Source organism: Sphingobium sp. (genome assembly GCF_049304695.1).
Lineage (GTDB): Bacteria > Pseudomonadota > Alphaproteobacteria > Sphingomonadales > Sphingomonadaceae > Sphingobium.
The window spans coordinates 81,943-106,951 of record NZ_JBAQOK010000007.1 but is presented as its reverse complement, the minus strand read 5'-3'; the positions used below and the strand labels follow the sequence as shown (position 1 = coordinate 106,951).

14 protein-coding genes are annotated in these 25,009 nt (G+C 61.1%); 7 read left to right on the top strand and 7 right to left on the bottom strand.

The window, feature by feature from the left end:
- Positions 1 to 38: 38 nt before the first annotated feature.
- On the bottom strand, positions 39 to 3,182 hold the full coding sequence (locus WA070_RS00870) for a TonB-dependent receptor domain-containing protein (RefSeq protein ID WP_422632338.1): 3,144 nt from the start codon (positions 3,180 to 3,182) through the stop codon (positions 39 to 41).
- Between the two features lie 447 nt (positions 3,183 to 3,629).
- Between WA070_RS00870 and WA070_RS00865 the strand changes: the two genes are divergently transcribed.
- Positions 3,630 to 5,507 (top strand): gamma-glutamyltransferase family protein, encoded by a 1,878-nt coding sequence (locus WA070_RS00865; protein WP_422632337.1) that lies wholly within the window; start codon positions 3,630 to 3,632, stop codon positions 5,505 to 5,507.
- 164 nt (positions 5,508 to 5,671) lie between these two features.
- Here the strand turns inward: WA070_RS00865 and WA070_RS00860 are convergent, their stop codons facing one another.
- Both WA070_RS00860 and WA070_RS00855 read right to left on the bottom strand, forming a co-directional pair.
- The gene (locus WA070_RS00860) at positions 5,672 to 6,790 is read right to left on the bottom strand and encodes a zinc-binding dehydrogenase (protein ID WP_422632336.1); all 1,119 of its coding nucleotides are present in this window, start codon (positions 6,788 to 6,790) and stop codon (positions 5,672 to 5,674) included.
- 68 nt (positions 6,791 to 6,858) lie between these two features.
- Positions 6,859 to 7,923, bottom strand: a complete 1,065-nt coding sequence (locus WA070_RS00855; RefSeq protein ID WP_422632335.1) for an SDR family oxidoreductase — start codon at positions 7,921 to 7,923, stop codon at positions 6,859 to 6,861.
- A gap of 98 nt (positions 7,924 to 8,021) precedes the next feature.
- Here WA070_RS00855 and WA070_RS00850 point away from each other — a divergent pair, with 98 nt between their 5' ends.
- Positions 8,022 to 8,399, top strand: a complete 378-nt coding sequence (locus WA070_RS00850; RefSeq protein ID WP_422632334.1) for a winged helix-turn-helix transcriptional regulator — start codon at positions 8,022 to 8,024, stop codon at positions 8,397 to 8,399.
- Between the two features lie 46 nt (positions 8,400 to 8,445).
- On the opposite strand, the gene WA070_RS00845 is transcribed toward WA070_RS00850, so the two are convergent.
- Together WA070_RS00845 and mprF are read right to left on the bottom strand one after the other, a co-directional pair.
- Positions 8,446 to 9,903 carry an AcvB/VirJ family lysyl-phosphatidylglycerol hydrolase gene (locus WA070_RS00845; protein ID WP_422632333.1) on the bottom strand — a complete coding sequence of 486 codons (1,458 nt, stop codon included), beginning with the start codon at positions 9,901 to 9,903 and terminating at the stop codon, positions 8,446 to 8,448.
- A complete protein-coding gene (gene mprF / locus WA070_RS00840; protein WP_422632332.1) occupies positions 9,900 to 12,446 on the bottom strand; it encodes a bifunctional lysylphosphatidylglycerol flippase/synthetase MprF in 2,547 nt (848 codons plus the stop codon). The genes WA070_RS00845 and mprF overlap by 4 nt, the downstream gene beginning before the upstream one ends.
- Positions 12,447 to 12,596: 150 nt before the next feature.
- On the opposite strand from mprF, the gene WA070_RS00835 reads away from it, so the two are divergent.
- Positions 12,597 to 13,349: an AcvB/VirJ family lysyl-phosphatidylglycerol hydrolase gene (locus tag WA070_RS00835; protein WP_422632331.1), complete on the top strand. Its 753-nt coding sequence runs from the start codon at positions 12,597 to 12,599 to the stop codon at positions 13,347 to 13,349.
- Here the strand turns inward: WA070_RS00835 and WA070_RS00830 are convergent.
- Complete coding sequence (locus WA070_RS00830; RefSeq protein WP_422632330.1) at positions 13,321 to 16,650, bottom strand: glycosyltransferase; 3,330 nt, start codon at positions 16,648 to 16,650, stop codon at positions 13,321 to 13,323. The two genes, WA070_RS00835 and WA070_RS00830, sit on opposite strands and share 29 nt — an antisense overlap.
- 71 nt (positions 16,651 to 16,721) lie before the next feature.
- Positions 16,722 to 18,680, bottom strand: coding sequence for an acyltransferase family protein (locus WA070_RS00825; protein ID WP_422632329.1), 1,959 nt, complete (start codon positions 18,678 to 18,680; stop codon positions 16,722 to 16,724).
- Positions 18,681 to 19,102: 422 nt separating this feature from the next.
- Between WA070_RS00825 and WA070_RS00820 the strand changes: the two genes are divergently transcribed.
- From WA070_RS00820 to WA070_RS00805, 4 genes are all read left to right on the top strand, one after another.
- Complete coding sequence (locus WA070_RS00820; protein WP_422632328.1) at positions 19,103 to 21,256, top strand: GumC family protein; 2,154 nt, start codon at positions 19,103 to 19,105, stop codon at positions 21,254 to 21,256.
- Positions 21,257 to 21,320: 64 nt separating this feature from the next.
- On the top strand, positions 21,321 to 22,373 hold the full coding sequence (locus WA070_RS00815) for an acyltransferase family protein (RefSeq protein WP_422632327.1): 1,053 nt from the start codon (positions 21,321 to 21,323) through the stop codon (positions 22,371 to 22,373).
- A 4-nt stretch (positions 22,374 to 22,377) separates the two neighbouring features.
- A complete protein-coding gene (locus tag WA070_RS00810; RefSeq protein WP_422632326.1) occupies positions 22,378 to 23,796 on the top strand; it encodes an oligosaccharide flippase family protein in 1,419 nt (472 codons plus the stop codon).
- Positions 23,793 to 25,007, top strand: a complete 1,215-nt coding sequence (locus tag WA070_RS00805; protein ID WP_422632325.1) for a glycosyltransferase — start codon at positions 23,793 to 23,795, stop codon at positions 25,005 to 25,007. Before WA070_RS00810 ends, WA070_RS00805 begins: the two co-directional genes overlap by 4 nt.
- Positions 25,008 to 25,009 lie beyond the last annotated feature (2 nt).

Sequence of the window (25,009 nt, the reverse complement as noted above, 5' to 3'; positions counted from 1 at the left end):
AGAAGGGGGAGGGTGCCATTTGCCACCCTCCCGCAATTTCAGAAGGTCTTTTTAATGCTCGTGTACCAATAGCGCGCCTGTGGCGTGTAGACGCTCGAAAGATAGCCAGCCGACGACAGTGGTGGATCCTTGTCGAAGATGTTGCGCGCGCCGACCTGAACCGATGTGCCGTTGAGCGGCCCATCATTTTTGAATGTATATTGAGCGTAGAGATTGACCGTCGTCTGGCCCTTCACCACGAACTTGCTATTGCTCGCGTTGAACACTGCATTTTCATAGACATCGTCGATGAACTGAGTGAAGGCGCCAATCTTGACTGGCCCCAAAGTCCAGTCGAGCGTTGCCGAGATGCGCCAGCGTGGCTGTCCGTCGCGCCCGATCACATCCCCGCCGCCCTGCACCGGCACCGACGCGCTGATATCGCCAGCGGCCTGCGCATCGATCACCTGCTGCACAGCGCCGGGTGCAGCGACATAATAGCTGATAAGGCGTGAAGCGTTGACGTTGAACGAGAAGGTGCCGATCCTGTCGGTGGCCAGATAATAGTCGAAGCCAAAGTCGATGCCCTGGACTGTTACTGGCAACAGGTTCTGAAAATTGGCGACGACATAGAGAAGTTCACCGACCGGCGCGAGGCCAGTCCCGGCAGCAAGATCAATGTCGGTCTGCGTAGGCGCGCGGCGCACGACGTTTGGATTGGTGGTCCCCTGCGTGCGCAGAAGATAATCGAGGTTCAGCGCATTCTGATAGTCGAGCAGACCAACGACATTCTTCTGCTGGATCTTCCAGCGGTCGACCGTGAACGTGACTTTTCCCCATCCTTCGCCAAGCGGCGGGGTGAAGGCTGCACCAAAGCTCCAGCTTGTGGACTGTTCAGGCTTCAGGTTTGGATTGCCGCCGCTGCGGCGTAGGACAGAGATGTTGCGCGCGCATTGCGAGAAATTATTGATACGTCCGGCCCGCACGTCGGCCTCGCACAGGACATAATCGGTTCCTGTATTGACGCGATCGAGTGTAGATGTGTTGATAACTTCCAGGTTCGGTGCGCGAAATCCTTGTGACCAGGATCCGCGTAGCCGCATACCCTGAAGCAATTCCCATGATCCTGAAACCTTGGGCTTCGCGACCGATCCGACGTCGCTATAATCCTCATATCGTCCAGCGATCTGAAACTCCAATGAGCGGAAGAAGGGAACCTCCATCTCCGGGCTGAAAATCGGGATTGCAAGTTCGGCATAGGCAGACTTGACGTTTCGTTTTCCGCGCACGTCTGGCGACGGGCTGGCACCGCCGAGATCAGATCCATAGAATATGCCGGTAACGGCATCGGTATAGGTCGTATCGACGCCCGCAATGCCCCCCTGATAGGTAGACCGGTTGTCGTGATAGGTTTCCCGGCGAAATTCGATGCCTGCGGCAATGCCGATACTGTTGCCACCCCATAAATCCAGCAGCGCATTGTTGGAAATCTTGAAGTCGGCCAGCGCCAGGCTTGTGCGGGTTTTGCGTGTCGCTTCGATCATGAAGCTGTCGATGGTCGCCTGGCTATTGGGCGTGCAGTCGCCAGTCGACGGCGTGTCGATGCAGCCGCCGTTGAATGGATTATAGGCGTCAGGCGTGGTCCGGTTGATCGCGGCCTGCAGCAGGGTGTTGGAAAAATTCTCCTGCGTGTCTGCGGCCGTGGCCCAGGTATAAAGTGCCGCGCTGTCGAAATCCCAGTCGCCGAAATTGCCGCGCAGTCCCCCTAGGAACCGATATTGATAGTTGGTGACGTCGACGGAGCGCGAACCCACATCGACATAGCTGAGCGCGGTGATCTGGACAGGCAGGCCGGTCGCCGGCACGACCGCTGTAGAAAGACCTGCTATCCGGTTAGGCGATCCCACCGGTCCGAGCGGGTTCCAATAGGCATTGGCGGCGACCGTGATCGGGATGTTCGCCAGCGATCCTGGCGCGCCGATTGTCGCATGCGTGATGCCACGATAGAAGCCTGCTTCGCCGAACAGCGTCAGACTGTCGTTCAAATCGAAATGCGCATTGGCAAAAAGGTTGATGCGTCGAACCGATGGCTGGGTCGTCAGATCGTTGAACGTTGCAGGGGAATTAAAACGCAGGTTGGAATCCACTGTCGCCATTTCAGTGACGCCATTACCGTCGTCATAGCACATGCCGGGCGTGCCGGAGCCAATACGACAGCCGCTATTTGCATTGGGCTGGATGTGAAACTGACCCGAAGCGTTGGTAAAGGCCGTCGTACCGCTGGCAATGCTTCGGTTCAGGAAGCTGACGACACCATTGGCGCTGGGCGTCGTGCCGAGCGCGCGGAATGTGCCCCAAGGGGTGGAGGTGCTGGTGCCATTGAAGGCGGTGACGTTCGCGAAGGATGTGCCAGCGACATAGGGTCGGCGATCAGCGCTGGCAGTATAGTCCTGATCGGCGAGATAGAGTTTGGACTTGCGCGCATAACTGGCGAAGAGCGAGATATTGCCACGACCTTCGGCAAAGTCCGTGCCCACCAGGCCGTTGACCGCCAGTTCGCGCAGGTTCGTGCCTTCCGCGCCGCCATATTGGACATCGAACTTGGCGCCTTTATAGTCGGTATTGAGCACATTGTTGACGACGCCTGCGACGGCATCCGATCCGTACAGTGCCGCCGCGCCGTCGCGCAACACTTCCACACGCATGATGTTACCCACCGGAATGGTATTCGCGTTGTATCCAAAGGTTGGGACGCCGGAATCGATGACGCCCGTGATTGCCTGCGATGTCGGATGCAAAACCGTGCGGCGGCCGTTGATCAGCAGCAGCGTATTGCCCTGGCCTAAACCCCGAAGCGAAACGGTGGACACGTCGCCGCGTGCGGCATTGGCGTTGCCGCCGCCCAGCACCTGTTCATTGAAAGTGACGCCGCCCAACTGTGGGATGGAGCGGTAGAGATCTGCGCCTGAAACCGCAGCAACCGCCTCGATCTGCTGCTCGCCTATGATGCTGACCGGCAGAGCGCCCGTCGTGGCCGCACCCTTGATCTGCGAACCGATGACGACGATTTCCGCCATTGGCTGTTCGTCGGCCTGCGGAGCGACATCTTTACTCGTCTGCGCGGTCGCATTCCCTGCGATCAGTGCGCAGAGACTGGCTCCTGCGAATATCCATAGATGCTTGCTGTCGACTTTGACCCTCATGACGCTGTTCCCCTGCTGACATCGGCGAGCCTATCCCCAGGTCGGGGCTTTTCGTCAGCGAGATCGCTGTCATCAGGACAACTGGACATGTGCGACCGTGCGCCCGCGCCAATGGCGGGCGGTGGTACGCTATCGTTGATCGTCCAGGTCTAAAATCAGCGAACTCCCGCAAACTGGAAGTCGGCATCTTCCCCAATCGCGGGCATCATCGGACCGGACTTGCTGGTCACGACATCAGGTGCGCATCGCCCCGCTTCGCTGCGTACTTCAACAACTATAACTAACGAGGGCACAATATCCGCTATCGGACATGGTTTTTATATGAAGTTTTCATGAATTTCTTTTGCGGTGGCGGAATTGGGGCTGTTGGTCGTTGATCTATCACTGGGGCAGCTATGGCCCGTGACTAGTCCGCGCAGGTGAGCGCATGACAGGGGACTTTATATCATGAGCGATTTGCCAACAAACCGATTGTCTCGTCGCGATCTAGGCTTGCTAGCAGTCGGCGGTGCATTTGCTGCCGGAGCAGAGGGTGCGGCGATCGCGCAGGCCACAGCGCCGCTTAAGCCGGCTATCGAGCCGACAAGGCTCGTGAGTGCAGGTGAGACGCTGCGTCCAGAGATAGTCGGAAATTTCGGTATCGTCGCGGCAGGGCGACATTATGCCGTGGCGGCGGGAACGCGGATATTGCTGGCAGGCGGCAATGCCACCGATGCGGGCGTGGCGGCAGTGTTCGCGGCAGCGGTTACCGAAATATCGCATTTCGGCTTTGGCGGCGAAGCCCCCACGATCATCTATGACGCAAAAACGAAAAAAGTGTCGGTGGTGAACGGGCAGGGGACCGCCCCCGCGCTTGCAACGCCTGACAGGTTCAAGGCTGCGGGCGTCATCCCCGGCAATGGTCCCAATGGCGGGACCATTCCCGCGATGGTGGACGCGATGGCGCTTGCATTGCAACTGAATGGCACGATGACGTTGAACCAGGTGATGCAGCCTGCAATCGAACTCGCCGACGGGTTTGTCATGTATAATTTTCTGGCGGAGATATTCGTCAGTCAGCAGAAGGCCACGTCGAAATGGGCAGACGCCTATGCCGCTTATTATCCCGGCGGCCAGCCACCCCGGACGGGTGAGATATTCCGCCAGCCCAATCTGGCGCGCACCATGCGGATTATCGCCGATGCCGATGGCACCGCCTTTGCCAGGTCCAGGGATCGCAAGGCAGCGATTCAGGCTGGGCGTGACGCTTTCTACAAAGACGATATTGCCAGGCGCATCGGCGCGGCGATGGAACGGGACGGCGGCCTCATGCGCTATGGCGACCTGGCTGGTTACAAGGGCAAGGTAGAGCCATCTGCAACAACCAGCGTCTTTGGCTATGACGTACATAAAGGCGGTTTCTGGAGTCAGGGACCGGCCATGCTGATGGCGCTCAACATTGCCGAAGCCGCCGGGATTGCGTCGCTGGAACCGGGGTCGGCGGACTATCTTCACATTCTTGCAGAATCGATCAAGCTCGCCTTCGATGATCGCAATGCCTATTTTGGCGATCCGGATCATGCGACAGTACCTATGAAAGGGCTGCTTTCGAAAGCCTATGCCGTCAAGCGCGCCAAGCTGATCGGAGCAAAGGCGTCGCTCGATCATCGCTATGGCGATCCATGGGCCTATGAAGGGAAAGCGCGCAGCACCCCCGTCTTTACACCGCATATGCTCAAGGCTCCGCCGCGCCCAACGGCCGACACTACGGCGATCGAAGTGGTCGACAGGCACGGCAATCTGTTCAGTTGCACGCCCAGCTCCGGCTGGATGCTGGGGGGTGCCTATATTCCGGGGGACACTGGCGTGCCGATGAGCAATCGCCTGACCGTATTTGACCTCGACCCGCAAAGTCCAAACCTTCTGGCACCTGGGAAAAGACCGCGTACGACGCTCTCTCCCTCCATCGTCACGAAAAACGGCGCGCCCTTCCTTGCGATCGGTACGCCGGGGGGCGACAATCAGGACCAGCAGATCATGAACGTATTGCTGCGTGTTCTTGCCTTTGGGCAACCGCTACAGTCGGCGATAGAAGCGCCACGCATCAATTCCAATCATTTCCACGGTTCCTTCGCGATCAAGAAAGATGAACCGGGGGTGTTGGAAGTGGAAAATAGAGTGCCTCAGGCCGTGCTGGATAATCTGGCCGCGCGGGGCCACAAGTTGGACGTGCTAGGCCCATATGGCGTATCGACGGGCATCGTCGCGGCGGGGGTTGTTCCGGGCAGCGGCACGTTGCGCGGCGGCGCTGATGTGCGCAGAGAACGATATGCGTTCGGTTGGTGAGACAAAACTCTACCGCTGGCCAATAACCGGCGCGCTGACGAGATATAGAAAATATATAAATATATCAATAGTATAGACGATGAATCGCGACCTTTCCGGGGTCATGATTTATCACCATCGTGCAAAAGCTGTGGTGCTCACTCTGGAAATTGACCGCAGCTTTTTCACCCCTTGGTCGGGTCGATCAGGAATTTTTCCCCCGTCGCCTTGCGCTCATAAGCGCGCAGCACATCGGGATCGAGCGCTTCGGCCAGCCCGATGACACGGGTGTAGCGACTGGCAAATGTCGTCGTCAGTTCCTCCACCACCCGCGCCCGCATCCGCTGCACCGTCTCGGCCCCGGCGCTTTGCAGAAAGGGGAAAAGCAGCCACCCCGAAACACCCCACTGAAAGCCGAACGCCATCCGGTTCAACATCGTCGGCGACGGATCAAGGGCGCCATAGATATACAGTTGTTTCAGGACCGTGGAGCCATAGCGGTTATATTCCGTCATCCGGTTGATCGCGGCGCGCTCCATGGCCTGCACGATCTCGCTCCCCAACGTGCCGCCGCCGATCGCGTCGAATGCAACGGTCGCGCCGGTTTCCTCGATCGCCTGAGCCAGTCGGGCGCCGAAATCAGCGTCCTTACTGTTGACGACATGGGTTGCGCCGATGCCGCGCAAGATATCAGCCTGCGCCTGCGATCGGACGATGTTGACCAGCGGGATGCCATCGGCAAGGCAAAGCCTCTGCAGCATTTGCCCAAGGTTGGATGCCGCCGCTGTATGGACGATCGCCTGATGTCCGCCGCGCCGTGCCGTCTCCACGAAACCCAGCGCGGTCAGCGGATTGACGAACATCGACGCCCCATCCGCAGAGGTGGCGCCGTCGGGCAGCGGGATCACGTCGCGTGCCTTGATCGCGCGATAGTCGGCATACATCGCCCCGCCGATCATCCCGACCCGCTTGCCATCCAGAAAGGATGCATCCTTCCCCGTGGCAACGACCAGACCGGCCCCTTCATTGCCGACGGGTTCGGACTGGCCGATCCTGCCCGCAACGGCGGCGCGTCGGCTTTCGGGCACGCTAAACGTCAGTCCCACACCGTTGCGGGTCGCCAGCGTGGACACATCCGCTGGCCCCAGCAACATGCCAAGGTCGCTCGGGTTTATCGGAGCCGCCTCGATACGCACGACAATCTCGTCGTCCGCCGGATCGCCCACCTCGACCTGTTCCAACGACAGCGAGAGCGTTCCATCCTCGTCGATCTTCGATCGCAACTCGCGTCCGGTAAAGCGCATGATAGTCTCCGCTGGTTCATGACATGCGCAAGATGGGGCTGACTCATCCCGTTACAAGAAAGTGGCGATCAGGGGATCAGGCGATCTGCGCGCAACCGTTCGAACAGGGCGATGAATGCATCGTCGGATGGCTGATATTCCGCAAACCCCAACCGTCGGCTTCTGGACATGTCGGTGATGACCTCGATGGGCCGACCCAGATCGGCATCGGTGTGCCAGGGGGATGCGAGACGGCCCAGATCCTCCTCCACCAGCCCCTCTCGCTCCGCGATGGTGCGCCACAGGGGCGCATCATTCGCCATCTGCTGTTCGAGTGGCTGGATGCTGCCATCGAAAGGGGCCGGGTCCAGGCCGAACCATGCGGCGATCCGTCCCCACATCCAACTCCAGCGGAAAACGTCGCCATTGACGATATTGAACACCTGATTGGCGGCCGCAGGCGTTTGGGTGGCCCAGAGCAGGTGCCGTGCCAGCATGCCTGCGTCCGTCATGTCCGTCAGGCCATTCCACTGCGCTGCGGAGCCGGGGAAGCGGAATGGACGCCCCTTTTCACGGCATAGCGTGGCATAGACGGCCAGCGTCGTGCCCATGTTCATCGTGTTCCCGACCGCTTTGCCGATCACCGTATGCGGGCGATGCACGCTCCACGTAAATCCGTCACGGGCCGCGGCGGCGAAGACTTCATCCTCTTGGGCATAGTAAAAATTCTCAACGTCGAGCCTGCCCTGTTCCTCACGAAATGGCGTCTGTGGCAGCACGCCTTTGCCATAGGCTTCGAACGGACCGAGATAATGTTTGAGACCGGTCACCAGTGCGACGTGGCGCGGCGTCTTCCCCGAACTGCGCAGTCCATCCAGCAGGTTACGCACCATGGCGGCATTGACGCGGATATTTTCCGCCTCGCTATCCTGCCGAAGCCAGGTGGTGATGAAGACGGCATCGGCATGCACGTCGGCCAGCGCAGCGGCGGTGGCTTGCGCATCCTGAAGGTCGGCGGCGACCGGCAGTACGCCATCTTGAGCGGGCGGACGGCGGGCAAGGCCTTTGACCGTCCATCCCTGCTCGACCAGCAATGCGGCAGTCGCACTTCCTACGATACCGCTCGCTCCAACTACCAACGCTGTACCACTCATTGCGAAAACTCCTGTTTGCTTCGTCCCCAGCTAGGTATTGCGATGTCCCGGTGCTAGACGGCACCTTCAGGGGACATAGGCACTGTCAGGTAACCAGCATGGAACAGAATTTTATCAGCGATGACTGGCGCGAGGATTGCGCGCCGCGCCGCGTGCTGGAACTGTTTGCGACGAAATGGACGAGCATGATCGTGCATGTTCTGCACGCTCGCCTGGACGGTGCCGCGCGTATCGGTGTGCTGCATCGAAGCCTGCCGGGCATCTCCAAGAAGATGCTGACCCAGACGTTGCGCGACATGGAAGGCAGCGGCCTTGTCACGCGGCATGTGCAGGGCACCATTCCACCTGCGGTGGAATATCGGCTGACGCCGCTGGGCTTGCGTTTCGTCGAGCCGATCGAACTGCTTTATGCCTGGGGCCATGCCAATGCGGATGCACTGGACCAGCTTGGCAGCAGGCCGACATCCCGACGCTGAGACATCGCGTTCCTTCTGATCGGGGCTTATCGGAAAGTATCGCCCCTCATTCGGAGATGGTGCCGGGGCGATGCTGGCCCATGATGATGCTGGCCAGGAGAGGGGCGTTGCGGCCGAAATGATGGCCGCCGGGCACCAGATATTGCTGGGCCAGCCCGCCCGGAATATCGCCGCAGGCGCTGTCATCCTCATCCTCTCCACGAACGCACTGGATGGATACGCCACGCAGGCGCTGGATCGCCGGGATCGTCGGCAGCGACGTGTCGGAACTGACATTGAGCCAGCTGCTGAGATGGAACTGGAAATCCGCCGTGCTGCTCAGACCGAGCAGGGAGATGCGGGCGACTTTCGCGCGGGTTGCCGGATCCAGCCGGTCCACCATATAGGGCATCGCGTCCGCGCCAAAGCTGTAACCTACCAGCAGCACGCGGGACCGTCCCCAATGACGGCTGAACGCATTGATCAAGGCGCCCATGTCGCGACTGGCGCCATCGGGGGTTCGGGCGGTCCAGAAATAGGAAAGGCTGTCGACACCCACGACGGGTATGCCCTTGGCCACCAGCTGGTCCGCCACGTCGCGGTCTATGCCCACCCAACCACCGTCGCCGGAATAGATGATCGCCATCAGGTCGTTGTTGCCGCCCCCGGCACGCGCCGACACGGGCATCACGGAAAGGGGCATCGGAGGGATAGGCAGTGGTCCCGTCTGCGCCCGGCTTGGTGCGCGCGGCAGCATCGCCAGCGCCGCCTTCATGACCGGATCGGGCCACAGAGGATTGTCAGATGGAAGGGAAACCAGCCGCGCGCCCGGCACGGCTTTTACGAAATTCTCCATACTCTTGCTTTGACGGACAGGGACATCGGCTGGATTCATGACGATCCACGGCAGGCGGATCATGCGGTTGGGGCCGAATTTCCAGTCGATCTGGTCCTTGTCGCGTTCGGCGGAAAAGCCCGGTGCCGTACACCAGGGTTTGACGGTCGCCACCCTTGGCTGAAACCCGATGGAGATCGCGCCCGTATAGGAGCCATTGGCCCATTGCGACAGGGTGGCATAAGCCAGCGTGCCACCTTCCCCCATGCCGATCAGCAGTGGCTTCATATAGGCTTTGACGCCCATGCGATGCTGCACATCGTTCGACAGGTCGACCAGGGGATAGTTGAGGTTAAGGCAGCGTCCGCCCGCTGCCTTCTGTCCCTTCATCATGTCGGGTGTCGAGAGCAGGGCGACCAGCATGCCATTACCGGCAAGGACCTTGGCAATTCCCGTCTCCGCCGCCGATATGCCGTTGCTGTCCGATAGGAAAAGCACGACGCCCGCCGGATCGCGCGCGGGGCGATAGACATGCACGGTGCCCAAAGTCGCAAAGGCATAGGATAATGCGGCTGGCGCTTGGGGAAGGGGGGCAGCGCTCTGGCTTGCGCCGATGAGCGGAACGATGGTGATGAGGAGAGCGAGGGGAGCCAGCCACCGCCACATTTTTTCCATGCCTTTCCCGATCATGGCTTCGCGCCGATCAGCGCCTGCAGATCGATCAGCGCGCGCCCCAGCCCAAGCCCCTGCGGTCCGGCGATGAAGCGCGGTTCCCAGACGGGTGAGAATTTGTCCTTATAGCTGCGCAGTCCTTCAAAGCCGTAAAAAGATTCGCCATGCTGATAAAGGAGCGAGCCAAGACGCACCCACAAGGGCGCGAGGCGGCGCGCCTCAAGACCTGAAAGTGGCGCCAGACCAAGCGTGAACCAGCGATAGCCTTGATCTGCCCCCCAGAGCATCAACTGTACGAAGAGATAGTCCATGGTGCCATAAGGCATGTCGGCATCATGGCGCATCAGGTCGATGGATAGCTCGGTCTTGCAAGCCGTGGTCCAGACATTGGCGAAGGCAACGATCCGGCCCTCCTGCCGCACCACTGCGCAATCGAAACGGGCAATATAGGCGGGATCGAAGCGGCCGACGCTGAATCCTTTTTCCTTATGCCCCTTTTCCTTGAGCCAGCGATCGGAAATGCCCTGCAACTCGCTCAGAATCGCAGGCACGTCGGCTGCGGCCATGATCTCGAATGTCGCGCCGTCCCGTTCCGCCCGACGCACGGCGTAGCGCAGCGATTTCGCGGCGGGTCCTTCGAGCGAGAATGTCTTGAGATCGACCAGAGCTTCTTCGCCATATTTGACGATCTGGAGGCCCAGGTCGATGGCGGCGGGCAGGGCCTGAAGGCTGATCTGGTAGAGGAGGATCCTGACCTGCGCGGCGTCTGCGTCTTCGCGCAGGGTCCAGAGCAGGTCATTCCATTCCGCCATGTCGCCGACCGGATCGCCCATCACGATCCAGCTATGCCCCCTGATCTGATACATCAGGAAGCTGCGTCCCGATGGCGAGCGCAGGAACCGCTTGTCCCCCGTATAGGCAAGATTTGCCTCCGTCCGGGCAGTGAGCGCCATGGCTTCGCCTTCCGGTGGGGTCAGGCTCGTTTCGCCATGGTCGGACGGTGGCGCGGGGCTGAGCAGTCGCCAGATTGCAAGGCCAACCAGAAGCACGGAGATGGTGACGCTGGCGCGCAGGAATCGCGATGCATCGCCATGCTCGCCAAAATGCCACCACAGATCGCTGCGATAGGCGACATGCTTGAATGCGAAGAAGCCCACCCAGATGGACAGGCCGATCATGGCCGTGACAGTGGTCAGCCAGCCGGGCGACAATATCTCGCGCGTCAGCCGGGTGTGGCGGTAGAAGGACGCCTTTGTCCATTGGAGCAAGGCGGCCAGCAACAGCATGGCGCTCGCTTCCTCATAATCCAGGCCCTTCATGATAGAGAAGGCAGCGCCTGCGAGCAGCAACATGCGCGTCAGCCAGAACGCACCGTCCAGCCGCCGGTACAGGCCGGACGACAGCACCAGCAGTGCCGCGCCGACGACGCTGGCCGCCAGATGGGATGATTCGACAAAGGGCAGAGGCAGGACGTCGTAAAGCATCGCCATGCGGCCAGGCACCGCAGGCAGCGAGCCGGAGATCAGGAGCACCATCCCGCCGACGAACACCAGTGCCGACACCATGGTCGGCGCAATGCCCGATGCAACGGCGTGGGCGCCGCGCAACGTCCGTCCAATGGGATGTCGCCACCGATGTCCTTCCTGCGCCGCTACGATGGTCCCGGCAATCAGCAGCGGAATGACATAATAGATCAGGCGATAGGCAAGCAGCGCCGCGACCAGTTCGGGCCGTGGCGTGGCAGGCAGGGCGGCGATCATCACCGCTTCGAACACACCGACGCCGCCCGGCACATGGGTTATCAGCACCGCTATGATCGCCAGCACATAGCCAACGAAGAAAGCAGGCCAGGCGTGGATCATCACGCCGGGGGCGAGGATGAACAGCGCGGCGCTGGCCGCCGCCAGATCGAGCGCGGCAACGGCGATCTGCGTCATTGCAAGCCGGTATCCCGGCACCGGAAAGGTCCAGCGCGCTATACGCAGGTTGCGTCCCCTGCGCCCACCCAGCAGGATGATCCCGGCGATGATGGCGAGCATCGCGACGCCCGTCGCCTGCCACACCCATGGCCGCGCGGTAACGCCCGCCACCGCGATCTGCCCCGACCCGATCGCCAGCATCAGTCCCGCGACCGCCAGGACGCCGCCCCAGAAGGCCATGCCTGCTATCGCGACGACCCGCACGACGTCGGCCAGACCAAGTCCTGCCGCGCTATAGACACGGTATCGCGCCGACCCGCCGGTCAGCATTGACAGGCCCAGATTATGGCTGAGCGTATAGCTGGTAAAGGACGCCAGCGCCGCAGTGGCATAGGGCAGGGGGCGGCCGATGACGCGTAGCGCCAGCACATCGTACAGGGTAAGCGCCAGATAGCTGACGATCGTCAGGCCGATGGCGATCAGGAATCGCGCCGGTCCGATCTGGGAAAAGGACAGGCGGATGTCCTGCAAATGGACTTCGCGCAGCAGATGCGCGAGCGCCCAGAAACCCAATATGGCGAGGACGACCACGACCGACACCGTCACCAAAGTCCGGTGCCGACGGTTCGACAGCAACTCCATTACCCACTCCCCACGCGCCCGATTCCTGGACCCGGCCACACACATAACGATGTCTTAGCGGATAACCATAGGTCATGGTGGCACAGTGAAATATCGGTGCGAGTCGAAGGAGAATTTGATGATGGCTGCTACAGGGGCGGGGTGGTTGGCATGAAGATGCGCGTGGCACGCCCCCGGCGACTGGTGGCAGGATTGCTGACTTTCATGATAGTCGCGACTGGACTGTTTGCGATATGGCTGACTTACATCGGCGCGTTTGGCGGCCAGCTCTATTTCGACCTGCCCGCGCAGAAGGTCCGCGATCAGCCGCGATCCGATGTCGCGATCGTGCTGCTGTCTGGCGACATGGGTTTCAGGATCGGGATGGGGCCACAAGTCGCCGAACGGCTTGCCGCCAAAGGCTATGCCGTGACCGGCGTCAGTTCGCTCGTTCATTTTCGTAAAGCCCGCACCCCTGCTAAAATCACCCGCTTCGTCGCGGATGCCATGGCCCATGCGACGGCGGTTACGGGCGCGCGACGATTGATCCTGATCGGCCAGTCTTATGGCGCCGACATGCTGCATGTGGGTCTGACCACCCTGTCGCCTGCCTTGCGCCAGAAGGTCGCACTGGCAGCTCTGGTGGTGCCGACTGACACGGTCTATTATGACATATCGCCGGGTGAGACGTTCGAATGGGATGCGCCGGACGCGATGGCCATCGACACCGCACGGCGACTGGACTGGGTGCCTGCGCTGTGCATTCAGGGCCGGGATGAGACCAACAGTCTTTGTCCGCTGCTGCGCCAGCCCAATGTGGAGCGCGTCGCCCTACCTGGCGGTCATCCGCTTCATCGCGACGCCGGTGCGGTTGCCGATGTGCTTGCAGGCAAGATCAGGACCGTTCTGGGGCCGACGTCGTAGCTGACTCGTTCCCGGCGACCCGGCCGGAACGTTCCAGCTTGCCCCAGCCGACCACCCATCCGCCGATCGCGGACGCGATGGCGCGGATCACCACCCAATACATGATCTGGCGGTAGACGAAGCGCTGCGCCACCAGCAGATGCGCGGGATAGGGGAGTTTGCGCCCGTCGAGGCGGTAGGCCACCCATCCGCAGGCGACGTCGATCGCCGTGAAGACCAGCCAGTAGATCGCCATCGTTGCGACATCGCCGCTGGTTTGCGCCCAGCCATGCTGCTGGATTTGCAGGATCGTGGTGCCGATCGAGATCAGCAGGGCCAGATCGATGAGCGGCGAAATGGCGGCAAAGGCGATCTGGAACAGCCAGGCCTGTGGTAGTCCCACGAGCGCCAGTCCGGTGGGACGGCCACGGCGCAGGATCGCGGCATGTTTCCACAGACATTGCAGCGTGCCGAATGCCCAGCGGTAGCGCTGTTTGGCAAGAGCGCGGAAACCTTCGGGTGCTTCGGTCCAGGCGACCGCCTGCGGATCATAGGTTACGCGCCAGTCGGCGCGCTGGATAGCGATGGTCAGATCCTGATCCTCCGCCAGCGTATCTTCGGGGTATCCGCCCACATCGTCCAGCGCCGCGCGACGCCATGCCCCGACAGCGCCGGGCACGACGGTCATCGCATCGAATCCGGCCAGCGCCTTACGCTCCAGATTTTGGGCAGTGATATATTCGATCGCCTGCCAGCGCGTGACCAGATTGACGCGATTGCCGACGCGCGCGTCACCCGCGACGGCGCCGATAGCAGGGTCGGCAAACCAGCGCGCGAGCCTGCGGATGGTATGCGCTTCGAACTGCGTGTCGGCGTCGAGGGCGATGATGACGTCGCCCTTCGCATGCGTCAAAGCCCGGTTGAGGGCGCTGGCCTTGCCACCATTGTGGAGCGTGAGCAGAGTAACGCGCGGGTCGTCGGCGAAGGCCTGCGTCACGATCGCGCTGGTGCCGTCCTTCGAACCATCGTCGGCGACGATGACCTGAAGATCGGGATAATCACTGGCCAGGACGAGCCGCACCGATGCCTCGATCACCCGCTCCTCATTATAGGCGGGGATGATGACCGATACGCTGGGTTGGTAGACGGGCGGGGGCACGCGATCTCTGCGCGACTGGAACCAGGCCAGCCCGGCCATCAATATGGCGCGCGCGATGCCCAGCGCGATGGCGACATAGAAGATCCAGACGAACAGGCCCATCACGATCGCAAGAACGATGAAAACGCCCACATCGATGCGCACGGCCATCAGGTCGCCCGGCTTGACCGGCGGCATCGCCTGAGCGGGGGACAGTCCAGCCAGCCGGGACACGGGCACGAAGCTATATCCCTCGGCGCGCAGGCGCGTGATGATCTGCGGCAGCGCGGCCACGGTCTGCTCCCGATTGCCGCCGCCGTCATGGAGCAGGATGATGTTGGCTGATCGATCCGGCGTCGCCGCATGCACCTGATCCACCACCTGGCGGACGATGGCGTCCACGCCGGGCTGTTGCCAGTCATTGGGGTCGACATGCAAACCGACCACAGTGTAGCCCGCCTGCTGTGCTGCCAGCGCGGGCAGCAATTCATCTGCCGTCGTGGGTTCGGCGTCCCCGAAATAGGGCGCGCGGAAGAACCGCATGCTGCGCCCGACATAGGCTTGCACCAGTCGTTGGGTGGCGTTGAGTTCCAGATTGGTTTCGGTGGCTGAGGCGTTGGCGAGATTGGGGTGCAGATAGGTGTGATTGCCGATCTCATCGCCATGGGCCATCATGCGGCGCAAGAGCTGGGGATGCTGAAGCGCGTTTTCGCCGATGACGAAGAATGTCGCAGGCACGCCGGCGCGCTCCAGCACGTCGAGAATTTTGGGCGTCCAGGTCGCGTCAGGACCGTCGTCGAATGTCAGCGCCAGCATCTTTGGCTGCGCGCCCGTCCGCTGGACCTGATAGGGTGTTGGCAGCAAACGATAAGTTTCGCGTTCGATCATCCCTTGACGGTCGAACAAGGTTTCCCGTCGTCCATCGGTCGGCGTCGCGGTGATGCGCAGTATCTCGCCCGATCCTTCGACATCGGTATTGAGCGAACTGGCGATGCGGCTGAGATCAGGGCGGGTGCCTGACCGGAAAGCGGAAAGGCCGGTCCAAAAACCGGGATCTTCACTGCCGAGGCGCCACAGCGCGACGCTTTGTATGCCGAGGCGATGGAGCGCCTGAAGCTGGTTCCAGCTTGTCGCTGCGTCCAGCATCCAGACCTGATGATGCTTGTCGCCATCATCATAGGCAAAGCCAGCGTTGCCGCTGACAGGATCGAAAGTCACGGGCGCATCGCTGTCATGGGCGGCAAGCCATGCTTCCTCGATGGACAGTGCGTCCGTGCCGTCGCCATGCCAGTCATAGCCGTAGCTGCCGAGCGCAACGATGATCTTGTCCCGCCCGATCTGCTGCTGGCCCTTTTCCACTTGCCGCACGAACCAGTCCTGCGACGCAATCGGCCCAGCTTCGCCGCCCTGCCAATGCTGGTCATAAGCCATCAAGATGACGTGATCGGCGATCTTGGCCAATGCCGGCAGGGGCCATGCCTCTTCGCCGACCGGGGCAGTGACGGCTAATTTGGCGCCTGCTGGCAAAGTGGCGCGCAGCATGCGCATGAAGCGGAGATAGCCGGGCATCGCCTGTGGCGGCAGCGATTCGAAGTCGAGGACGACACCGGCTTGGCGCTGCGCAGTGATCCTATTGGCAAGCGACTGGGCGAGGCGCTGGCTGGCGGCGGTATTTGCAAACAGCCGGGCGGTGTTTGCGCCATCCCAATTGCCACTGCCACCGATATTCTGGACCATGGGCAGGATTTTGGGCGGACGCCGCATGGCAGAGATCATGCGATCAAAATGGGGATCGGATACGATCTGCACTTTATGACCCGGCCCTGTCACGGAGATCATCGCCGGCACGACCCAGTTGAGTTCACCGACATGACGGCGCAGCGATGCGATGCTCGCCTCATCATCGGGGACATAGAAGCCGACGTTCAGCGGCTTTTGGCTGTGGTGGCGCTTCAATACGGGCAGCCAGTTCTTGATATCCTGGCGCAGGCGGGAGGACAGGGTCAAATGGGCGGCATGCGTCTGTCGCAGGGGCAAAGCGAGATCAGCGTCGGGCGTCACGCGGATCAATGTGGTCGCGAACGCGACCGCGCCTATGATGATGACCAGCAACAGCGCGGCGACAGCGCGCCGTGCCCAAATGCCGCGTCGTCCGGTCGAATCGAAGAAAATCGGTTTGGTCATCAGCTATGTCCTGCTGACATTTTTTCAGCACCCGCGCAGATGCAACAATGTGGTGACGCTCGCAAGCAGTCTTAGCGCATCGCCACCAGCGCGCCCGATGCGGTCAGATGCTGAAAGTCGAAATAATAGAGATGCGCCTTGTCGCGATACGCGCATCCTGCGGGTGCGCAGAGCCGGGCGTGCGGATCGAGCAGCATGGTCGATCGCGCCTTGGCCACCGCTGCGACGATGGGACGAGCAGGGTCGGGGATCACCTGCTTTGACGGCGCGACGAAGCCATCGCCCCGATAACCGCCCAGCGCATCGGCCAGTGCGCGGCGGGCCGGGATCATGTCACCGATCACGCGGGCGTAGCCATCGAAGCGCAATGTCGGCACGTCCTGAATCAGGATCACCTGCTTGCGATGCGCCTGAAGCCAGCGGACAGTAGCGTCGAGCGCGGTGGACAGGTGCGTCGCGCTTCCATCGGCGCTGATCATGTCGAGATCCGATGACCAGAAACCCGCGAGCGCCACCACCTCCACGTCAGGCTGCGCCGCGATATAGGCGAACAATCGCGCCTGCCACGCCAGACATTCGGGCTTGTGCGCCCGACGATCCGCCGGGTCGGTGGCATAGCCGTTGAGAGCCGGGCAGGAGGATTTGGTGAGTTGGCCGAACGCCATGCCCTGCGCGGCCGCTCTTGCTGCGATGCCCGGCGCGATCGAACTGGCATGGCTGTCGCCGACCAGCAGCATTCGGGGCTTGCCGGGCGCGAGGGGCACGCATGTATCGAGATTGCGCAGTTCCGCCATGCCATAAGGGGCAAGGCAGCGGCTGGATTTGGCCTCCCGCGCCTCGGCGGCAAAACTGCGCGCCTGCGGCGAGAGGCGCATGGGCATGCCGTCCGCGAGATAGAGGAGCGCCCCGGCCCCCGCCACCACGCCCGCCGCGAAAAAATAGCGGACGAGCACAACCCGATCGCTCAGCACTCGTCTGCGCAAAGGCTGCTCGATGAAGCGCCATGACACTATACCGAGCAACAGGGAGGTAAGGACGAGGATGACGGGATTGACACCGCTACCTTCTCCCGCTGCGATCCGGTTGAGATAGAAGAGCGGCCAGTGCCACAGATACCAGCTATAGGAGACGCGGCCGACAAATTGCATCGGTCGGGGTGAAAGCATCCACCGGTTGACCAGGCTGGTCCGCGTCGCGATCAGAATTACCGTGCCGAGCGTCGGCAGCAGCACGAACGATCCGGGGAAATCATATGCTGGCCGGTACAGGATGATGGCTGCGGCCAGCATCGCCAGTCCGACCATAGCGAAACTCTGTGTCGCCGCACCTGCGGGTGGCACGAATCCAGGGCGTCGTTCACGCAGGGCCAGTGCCGCGCCGAGGGCCAGTTCCCATGCGCGCGTGGGCAGCAGATAGAAAGCAGCGGTCGGATCGCGATGCTGTAGAATGATCGACCCGACGAAAGACAGTGCTGCGATCCCCAGAAGAATCGGCAGCGCCTGATCACGGCGAAATCGCAGCAGGGCGATCATGACGAATGGAAAAAGGATGTAGAACTGCTCTTCCACGCCCAATGACCAGGTCATCAGCAGCGGCTTGAAATCCGCAGCGGGCGCGAAATATCCCCCTCCCGTGTAGAACAGGATGTTGGACGTCGCGTAAATCGCGGCGACGGCCTCCTTGCCAAGCTCGCGATATTCCTCCGGCGTCATCACCAGTGCGCCGACGAGGTAGCAGGCCGTCAACATCGCAAACAGTGCTGGCAGGATGCGCCGGACGCGACGGGTGTAGAAAGTGGCGAAGGAGAATTTCCCGGCGACCAGTTCGGCAAAAATATGCCCGCCGATCAGATATCCAGAGATGACGAAGAAGATATCGACCCCGGTAAAGCCGCCCGCGACCCCGCCAATGCCCGCATGAAACAGCACGACGGACGTGACCGCGACCGTCCGTAACCCGTCGATATCGGGTCGATAGGCAAACATGTTCGGGTTCGCCGCGATTTTGTGATGAACGAACGTATCGCTCATGAGATCGCTTCGTGCAGAATGATATGGACCGTGGGCCGCCCTGTCAGCATGGCTCTTGCGGGCATTGTTATGTGCATGGCGGTATCGCGGTTCGTCATCCTTCTGCTATCTGCCATGCCCCGCTATCCCTTGAACCACGGCCGTCTATCAGGCTTTACCCACATAACACACTGATACAAATGCATATGCTACCATTGGCGGCATCCCGCTCGATAAAAACGCGGATCGTCCCATCGCGGGTCACACGCCATTGAGATGTTTTGTGCAGCGCAGTAAGCAACTTCCCGAACAGAGGCGGACCAGCTATAGCGTGCTATCATGGCATTAGGCTATTGCGTTTTGACAGCCGAAGGCGGCAGGAACGAATGATGAGCGTATTACCGGATGTGGCCGGTGGAAATTAATGGGAGTGTCTTGCCGTAATGGTTAAGTTACAGCGTCGTCCCTTCGCTCAATCGGGGCTGGCCGGGGAATGGAGCAACGCGACGTCTTTCGAACCGTCAGTGCTCTGGATGATCCTGCGCCGCCGTATGCGTATCGCGCTGATCGTGGCGGCTGTGGTGGTCGTGGCGGTGATGGCTTTCTATGCCACGCGCAAGCCGATGTATTCGGCCACATCCCAGATCGCGATCAATACCCAGCGCGCCAACGTCGTGGACGCAAGGACCGAAGCGTTGACCGAGGATCAGCCGACGACCTTCGCCATTGATACCCAGGTCGAAGTGCTCCGATCCCGTGACCTGGCGCTCGCCGTGGTCAAAAGCCTGGGCCTGAATCGCAACCCTGAATTCGTCAAGCCTGCGCTGTTGGGTTCGGGACCGGGTGCCATTCAGGCCGCCACCGATGCGCTTCAGAGCAACGTCAAGATCAGCCGTTCGGGTACGGCTTTCGCCATCGACATTACTGCCACTTCGCGGGATGCGAGCACGTCGGCGGCGATCGCCAATGCGCTGGTCACGCAATATCTCGATAGTCAACTAGCGTTCAAAACGGACACGACCCAATCGGCTACGCAATGGCTAGGCGCGCGCATCAACGAGTTGCGCGGGCAGGTGCTGGCTGCCGAAGCCGCGGTGCAGCAATATCGCAACGCCAACGGCCTGCTGGACAGTTCTACCAGCGAAACCAGTACCCAGCAGGAATTGGATCGGCTGACCAGCGAACTGGCCACGGCGCAGGCTGATCTGGCCGAAAAGCGGTCCGCCGCATCGACCGCCATGGCGCAATCGCGTGGTGTCAATTCGGGGCAGGACAGCAGTCAGGCGCTCTCGTCCGACGTCATCGTTCAGCTTCGTCGCCAGCGTGCGGAAATCAGCGCCAATGTCGCCCAGATGCAGGATCGCTATGGCGATAAATATCCTGCATTGGCGGCAGCCAAGAACCAGTTGTCGGATATTGATCGACAGATTAGCGCGGAAGTGAACCGCATCATTTCGGGCGTGCAGGGCAACGCCGGTTCATCCGCAGGCCGGGTGGCCTCATTGCAGGCGTCGGTTAACCAAATGCGCGGGCGACTGGCCCAGAATGGCACCGCCAGCGTCAAACTGAACGAATTGCAGCGCAATGCCGATGCCGTGCGCACTTTGTATGAAACCTATCTAGCCCGTTATCGCCAGACCAGCACGCAGGAGGGGCTGGAAAGCAGCGACGCGCGCGTCCTGTCCAACGCCGTCGTCCCGACGAGGCCGAGCGAGCCTAAGCTCAGCATCTTCCTGATGATCGCAGTGACGGCCGCTTTGGGTGCAGCCGTGGCGGCCGTGGCGATCCGCGAGATATTGGACAATACGCTGCGCACGCCTGATGGCATAGCCAAGGAAACCGGACTGCGCCTGCTGGCCAGCGTTCCCAGTTTCAAATCGGCTTTGGGTCGGGCGGCGTCAGGACATTTGTCGCCGCGCGACCTGATCATCGACAATCCTTTTTCCGCCTTTACCGAAAGCCTGCGAATGTTGCGCACCGCGATCGCCGGACCGGATGGAGACGCGAAGGTCGTGGTCATCGCATCTGCCCTGCCCGGTGAGGGCAAGACGACGATTTCGGAATGCCTGTCGCATGTTGCGGCGATCGGTGGCGAACGAGTCGTGCTGCTTCAGTGCGATACGCGTCGCGGCGTAGGTCTAGCTGCAACGCAACGGCCTGAAGCCGGGTTGCTGGAGGTCTTGAGCGGCGATGCGACGCTGGAGTCGGTTTTGTTGCAGGACGAACGATCCGGGCTGGTCGTGCTGCCGTTGTCGCGCCAGACGTTGCGTCCATCCGATGATGTCGGTGGCGCGTCGATGGATGCCATGCTGGCCGATCTGCGCCGCCGGTTCGACCTGATCGTCATCGATACGGCACCCGTTCTGGCGATTGCCGAAACCCGGCGTATCGCCGCAAAGGCCGACGCGGTGTGCCTGATCGTGCGCTGGGGCAAGACGCCGTCCGACGCAGCGCAAACCGCCGTCCAACTGCTGCAGGCCGCCGAAGCGCCACTGGTTGGCGCTGCGCTGTCGCATGTCGATCTGGATAAACAGCCGCAATGGAGCCGTAACGATCCGAGCGCCTATTTCCAGAGCATGAAAGCCTATTACACATGATCGTCATGGGTCGCATGCTTGTTGGCGACAAATATATGGCCAATCGACAGAATGACGGCGCGCGATGATCAGGCGTTTGCAAACGCTGCGGTTTGTGGCGGCGGCAGCGGTGCTGGTCGGGCATTCCTTGATGGAGCTTGCCCAGCACAATATCGGCCGGAATATGTTGGCGGCGCTCGGCAGTTTGCCATGGGGCATGGGCGTCGATATATTTTTCGTTATCAGTGGGTTCATTATTGCCCATGCGTCGCTGGAGCTTCCGTCCGCGCCCGGCGTGACGAGCAAATTCATCCTGAATCGGTTCATACGTGTCTGGCCGCCTTATGCGTTTTTTACAGCGCTGATGCTGATTGCGGTGCTGGCCGTTCCGAGCTTCCTGAAGCACGCCCGCCTTGATGTTGAGCATATTGCGGCGTCATTCGCATTCCTCCCATGGCCGCGCCCCGATGATGGGCGTTATTATCCGTTGCTGGGGCAAGGGTGGACGCTCAATTATGAAATGTTCTTCTATCTGTCCTTTGCCCTGACACTGTTGCTGCCGCCGCGTTGGCGCGCGGCTCTCCTATGCTGCGCTGGCGGGATATTGGTCGCGGCGGGACAGATGTGGCATCTGCCCCAGCCGCTCGCTTTCTATTCCCATCCAGTGATTGCGGAATTTATCTATGGCGTCTTGCTCAGCCTGGTTTTCCGGAGGGTATCGGACCAGCCTTTATGGGGGGGCGGGCTAATCGCCTTGGCGCTGCTCTATATCGCGTTGGTGCCGATCGATACCGAAGTGCCTTCCCGCGCGCTTTTCGCTGGGTTGCCTGCGGCGATGATCGTTGGCGGAGTTCTGCTGCTTGGCAGTGTGGGCGAACGGATGATGGGCGGCTCGCTTCCGGTGTTGCTCGGCAACGCCTCCTATGCCCTTTATCTTTGCCATACGTTCGTAGTGAACGCCGTCCTGTGGATTATGCTGCGGCTGTTCAATCCACCTCCACCGGCGCTGTTCATGATCGTGACCTTCATCAGCGCCACGGCCGCTTCGGTCATCTTCTATCGGTTGTTCGAACAGCCTTGCCTGCGGCTCCTGAAAGTCCGTATTTCGACAAGACGCACCCGCGCCGTCGCGGCCTGATCCTATGGCGTCGGAAGAAGAATTAGCCGCTGTAGACGACCGCCTGGAGGCGGCACTGGCTCTGCCCCCTCCGCGCACGCGATCCGACCTGTCGGCGATGCTGAATCGGCTGTTCTGGTCGCTGGGCAGCTTCGTGTCGTCCTATGGCTTCCGGCTGCTGTCTAACGTCGTCCTTACCCGGCTGCTCGACCCACATATTTTTGGCATCATGGTCGTGGTGCAGGCGATGCGGCTGGGTATCGAACTGTTGACCGATGTCGGTATCGAGCAGAATATCGTGCGACATGAAGAAGGGCTGGAGCCACGCTTCTTCAACACGGCCTGGACGATGCAGATCATTCGCGGCGTGGGGCTGTCGGCGCTGTTTATGGCGCTTTCGCCGCTATTTGCGCGTTTTTACGACATCGATGTGCGTATATTCATGGCGATCGCCTTCGCGCCGCTTATCAATTCGCTCCATTCCACCTCGATCTTCGCCCTAGTGAAGAATCTGGAGGTCAAGAAACGGACGCTGTTCGAGTTCAAGGCGGAATTTACCGGTTTCGTCGCGGCAGTTACATTGGCGCTGATCAGTCCGAGCGTCTGGGCGATGGTATTCGGCACCCTGATCGCCATCGCGACGCGATCGGCACTCAGCTACCGCTTGCCGCACCCTCCCCACAAGTTGATGCTGGATCGCGGCTATGTGAAGGAGATCATGATTTTCGGTCGCTGGATCATGATTTCGTCGCTGGTGATGTTCGCGGCGGGCAATCTGGATCGCCTGACGCTGGGCAAGGTCGCGCCGCTCGCGTTGCTGGGCATCTATGGGCTGGCCCGCGCGATCGCCGATATTCCGGCCTTGATGGCGCGAAGGCTGACCTATCAGATCATTTTCCCGATGCTGGCCGCGGCGCGGTCGAAGGGCGATGACAGCTTGCTGGCAAATATCGGGCCGCAGCGGTTGCGTCTGGTTCTGGCTGGCGCGATGATCATGGGGTTGGGCGCGGCGTCGGCGGACTGGCCGATCGCCATCCTCTATGATCCGCGTTATGCGCAGGCGGGCTGGATGCTGTCGCTGCTGCTGTTCGCAAGCTGGATCTCGATCCTGTCGAACCTCAACGAAGGGCTGTTGATGGGGTCGGGACGGCCATCCTATGAAAGCGGAGCCAATGTCCTGCGCTTCGTGATCCTGGCCCTGGGTTTATGGTTTGGTTATCGGGTTGCCGGGTTTGCGGGCGCGATCTGCGCGTTGATCGCCAGCGAATTTGGCCGCTATTTGTTCGTGGCGATTGGCCAGCGGCGAATGAACCTGTCCTTTTTCAGGCAGGATGCGCTGGCCACGCTGGTCATGATTGGCGCGTCGGCTGTGTGGATCGCAATGCGCCATGCGCTCGGGCTGGGCGCGCCATGGGATATGTTAGGGCTTGCGCTGAAATCATGATCGAACGGGGAAACGGCACAATGCGCATCCTGCTGGTGCAGCCAGGCGGCGATTATCGCGAGGCCTATCAACGTCTGGTCGAAACCGGTGCCGAAACCTATTACGGCCACCGCTATGTTCTGAGTATCCTGGAAGGGCTGCTCGTGCATGGCGAAGTCGCGTTGATGTGTTGCACGACGCGCGAGCGCTATGTCGAAAAGCTGCCGAACGGCGTCACGGTAATGGGCGCAGCGGCGCATCCGCGTTGGGGCGCGAAAGCCATCATCGCGCAGATGGCGGAATGGCAACCCACTCATGTCGTCGTGCTGGGACCGCTCAATCCGCTGATACGCTGGGCGGTCGGCGATCGTCGGCGAGTGATGTGCCAACTGGCCGACTCATTTGATGTCGACCCGCTCAACCGACTGCGCAAATATGGTCGCATTGCCAAAATGCTCAATCACCCCGGCGTGGAATGGATATCCAATCACGGCGTGAACGCCTGTCGTTCGCTCGTGCGTATCGGCGTGGCACGGGACAAGATATTGCCGTGGGACTTCCCGCATGTCCGACACCCGGATGCCGTATCCGTGCGAACGCTGGATTTAACCGCGCCGGGTGATCTGCTCTATGTCGGGACGATCCAACCAAGCAAGGGCGTGGGCGACGCGATCGAGGCAGTGGCGCAGTTGAAACGGCGCGGGCGTCCAGTGCGGCTGCGCATAGTCGGCGCGGGTAAGGTGGCGCGGTTTCAGGCTCTGGCGGAAAAGCGGGGGGTAGCCGATCTCATCGATTTTGTCGGGCTGGTGACCAATGCGCAGGTATTCAACATGATGCGCGAAGCGTCGGCGATCATCGTACCCAGCCGCCATGGCTATCCCGAAGGCCTGCCGCTCACCATTTATGAAGGGCTATGCGCCCGCACGCCGATCATTGCGTCCGACCATCCGATGTTCGCCGGGCATCTGGTGAACGGTGAAACCGCGCTGATTTACAAAGCGCGCCGTCCCGCGGAACTGGCAGATCGGATCGCGGAATTGCTGGACGATCCTGCCCTTTACGCGGCGCTTTCGCTCAATGGCAGAACAGCGTGGTTGCGGATGCAAAATCCGGTGAAATGGGGCGATATTATCAGCCACTGGGTCCGCGACGGTGTAGCGGATCGGCAATGGCTGTATGATCATCGGCTGGACGGCGTTGCGGCAGAAGGGTCGGTGAAAATTCGGAGTTAACC

Bases quoted from the DNA above. Each gene is read 5' to 3' on its own strand.
- WA070_RS00870 (WP_422632338.1), bottom strand. From the start codon at position 3,182: ATGAGGGTCAAAGTCGACAGCAAGCATCTATGGATATTCGCAGGAGCC.
- WA070_RS00865 (WP_422632337.1), top strand. From the start codon at position 3,630: ATGAGCGATTTGCCAACAAACCGATTGTCTCGTCGCGATCTAGGCTTG.
- WA070_RS00860 (WP_422632336.1), bottom strand. From the start codon at position 6,790: ATGCGCTTTACCGGACGCGAGTTGCGATCGAAGATCGACGAGGATGGA.
- WA070_RS00855 (WP_422632335.1), bottom strand. From the start codon at position 7,923: ATGAGTGGTACAGCGTTGGTAGTTGGAGCGAGCGGTATCGTAGGAAGT.
- WA070_RS00850 (WP_422632334.1), top strand. From the start codon at position 8,022: ATGGAACAGAATTTTATCAGCGATGACTGGCGCGAGGATTGCGCGCCG.
- WA070_RS00845 (WP_422632333.1), bottom strand. From the start codon at position 9,903: ATGATCGGGAAAGGCATGGAAAAAATGTGGCGGTGGCTGGCTCCCCTC.
- mprF (WP_422632332.1), bottom strand. From the start codon at position 12,446: ATGGAGTTGCTGTCGAACCGTCGGCACCGGACTTTGGTGACGGTGTCG.
- WA070_RS00835 (WP_422632331.1), top strand. From the start codon at position 12,597: ATGAAGATGCGCGTGGCACGCCCCCGGCGACTGGTGGCAGGATTGCTG.
- WA070_RS00830 (WP_422632330.1), bottom strand. From the start codon at position 16,650: ATGACCAAACCGATTTTCTTCGATTCGACCGGACGACGCGGCATTTGG.
- WA070_RS00825 (WP_422632329.1), bottom strand. From the start codon at position 18,680: ATGAGCGATACGTTCGTTCATCACAAAATCGCGGCGAACCCGAACATG.
- WA070_RS00820 (WP_422632328.1), top strand. From the start codon at position 19,103: ATGGTTAAGTTACAGCGTCGTCCCTTCGCTCAATCGGGGCTGGCCGGG.
- WA070_RS00815 (WP_422632327.1), top strand. From the start codon at position 21,321: ATGATCAGGCGTTTGCAAACGCTGCGGTTTGTGGCGGCGGCAGCGGTG.
- WA070_RS00810 (WP_422632326.1), top strand. From the start codon at position 22,378: ATGGCGTCGGAAGAAGAATTAGCCGCTGTAGACGACCGCCTGGAGGCG.
- WA070_RS00805 (WP_422632325.1), top strand. From the start codon at position 23,793: ATGATCGAACGGGGAAACGGCACAATGCGCATCCTGCTGGTGCAGCCA.